Source organism: Methylomonas subterranea (assembly GCF_024505185.1).
Classification (GTDB): domain Bacteria; phylum Pseudomonadota; class Gammaproteobacteria; order Methylococcales; family Methylomonadaceae; genus Methylomonas; species Methylomonas subterranea.
On the sequence record NZ_JANIBJ010000084.1, the window covers coordinates 1 to 2388 of the forward strand.

At 45.6% G+C, this 2388-nt stretch carries 2 protein-coding genes; both read left to right on the forward strand.

Going from position 1 to position 2388, the window contains the following annotated elements:
- Positions 1-150 precede the first annotated feature (150 nt).
- On the forward strand, positions 151-687 hold the full coding sequence (locus tag NP590_RS20365; protein ID WP_256604578.1) for an REP-associated tyrosine transposase: 537 nt from the start codon (positions 151-153) through the stop codon (positions 685-687).
- 106 nt (positions 688-793) lie between these two features.
- Positions 794-2281, forward strand: coding sequence for an ATP-dependent nuclease (locus tag NP590_RS20370; RefSeq protein ID WP_256604579.1), 1488 nt, complete (start codon positions 794-796; stop codon positions 2279-2281).
- Positions 2282-2388: the final 107 nt, after the last annotated feature.

Sequence of the window (2388 nt, forward strand, 5' to 3'; positions counted from 1 at the left end):
CGACCCGAAAGAGTCAGACACCAGTTTCTGGTGAACGACTGGTCTAGCCTTTACAGCAGGCAATTAATCCCAGTAGTGGGGTCAATATTTCAAGCTGGCTGTAGGGCGGATAAGCGTAGCGTCATCCGCCAAATCGGTTAAACTCCTTTCATGCCAAATTATCGACGCAATCGCATTCCTGGCGGCACCTATTTTTTCACCGTTAACTTGCTCGAACGGAAATCGTCGCTGTTGATCGAGCATATTGCAGAGTTACGAGAAGCGGTGCGAGTGATCCGGGAAAAGCAGCCATTTCATATCGATGCTTGGGTGGTTTTGCCTGATCATATGCATGCGATTTGGACATTACCGGCCGGCGACGATCAATATTCCAACCGATGGCGGGCGATTAAAAAAGCCTTTTCCAAAGCGATACCAAAAACCGAATATCGCTCAGCAATCCGAATAAAACGCCACGAGCGCGGAATATGGCAACGCCGTTTTTGGGAACATACTATTATCGATGATGCCGACTATGTGGCACATATGGATTACATCCATTACAACCCGGTCAAGCATGGTTGGGCAGTCACAGTTAAGGATTGGCCATATTCAAGTTTTCATCGCTTGGTCAAGATGGATATTTATCCGTTAAATTGGGCGGGGTTGGACTTGCCATTGTTCGAAGTGGGTGAACCGGAAAATTGACGGTTTTATCGGCGGATGACGCTTCGCTTATCCGCCCTACGGCCCTTATCATAAATGCGATTCATAGTATCATCGCGTGTTGATCAGCAATTTTAGAGCACAACGAATGAAGAAAGAATTCTACATTGGACGCGGAAACGGCACCAATTTCGATGGCCCTTTTAATGTAGTAGAGATAGATAACAAAGTTTGCGAAGATGACTCGGTAAGAGAGAAAATTTTCCGCAAGGTCATGGATCCAGGGATTGGCCCCGGATTCGAGAAGGTGCACTATGAATTTTTACCAAGGTTCACAGTTGAATTCCAGCCGGATATTGATACTCTCCTCGCTGATCGGCGTGAATGTGCGTCAACTATATTCTCAGGGCCTAATAATTCGGGCAAGAGTTTAATTCTTAAACAGATGCATTCAACTCTTGGCCCAAAAGTTTGTTTGCTTACGTGTAACCGTTACTCCACGATTGATGTTATCAACACTCAGAATTCACATGGGTTTGACGAACGTCGGCAACATTACGACATGATTTCTAATCAACTTGAATCGGGTCACTTTCATGACGATCAAAACCCCAGGCAACTCGAGCAACTTATTCGCGGACTAACAGATACACAGCTAGATAATCTGTTCGAACTTGCTGGAGAATTGCTTGGCGCCAAAATTCAACTACTTCGAACTGATTCGACGCGAACGCGGATGAGTCCCTGGTATGTTGATATAGATGGCCAAAGTCTGAAGTACGCAAGTAGTGGAACTCGGCTAATGTTCACACTGCTTGGTCATCTTTTTGACGATTACTTTCAAATCGCGTTGATTGATGAGCCAGAACTGGGCTTAAGTCCAAAAATACAAGCCTCACTTGCTCGTGCACTTTACGACAATTCAGTTCGCAAGAAATACTTTCCTCATCTAAAACAGGTTTTCATTGTCACACATTCTCATCTTTTCCTTGATCGTGAAGTACTATCAAACAACTACATTGTTGAGAAGAAGGGTGATGAAGTTATAAATCGCCAAGTAAAGTCAACAGCGGAACTTCATGAACTACAGTTCGGGATGTTAGGGAATGATCTTGATCATTTGTATATGCCAGCTGCTGTTGTTGTGGTAGAGGGTCCGTGCGACATATCATTCATGGCTCGACTTTTCTCACTTCATACTCCGACACGTCGCGTATCCATAGTAGTTGCTCGCGGTGATGGTGGCGCTCCGGATAAGGTTCAAACACTTTCAGACGGCTGGGGCGATCTTCATACAAGCCCCTACCGATCTCGTCTCTTCGTTGTCTTGGATGCCAAGCATGACGTGAAGAAGGCAAGCCTCACTCGTCAGGGTGTCCTAGACGATAACATTCATGTATGGGGGAAAAATGGAATTGAGTGGTACTACCCAAAGAAGCATGTCGCCGCCGCTTTCAAATGCAGCGAAACCGAACTGTCTGACGCTGATCTTGGAGTAGAGCGAGTCACTATGAATTCGATCTCAATGTCGAAGACCGCCCTCGCCAGTTTTGTGGTGCCACGTGTTACGTTGAGTGATACGCTTGATCCCGAACTCACTGCATTTCTTGAAAAATTGAAGCATGCCATGGGGTAGTTAGATTGCGGTTAGGCGCTTATGAAGGCGCGTTTCTAATTTACGTTGAATGGCGGCTTTCTAGATTTTAACAGCCCTAGTGGCGAATCTGTTGAATGTCTCAAGTT

What these genes read in the sequence shown, in the direction of transcription:
- NP590_RS20365 (WP_256604578.1), top strand. Translation starts at nt 151, where the DNA reads ATGCCAAATTATCGACGCAATCGCATTCCTGGCGGCACCTATTTTTTC.
- NP590_RS20370 (WP_256604579.1), top strand. Translation starts at nt 794, where the DNA reads ATGAAGAAAGAATTCTACATTGGACGCGGAAACGGCACCAATTTCGAT.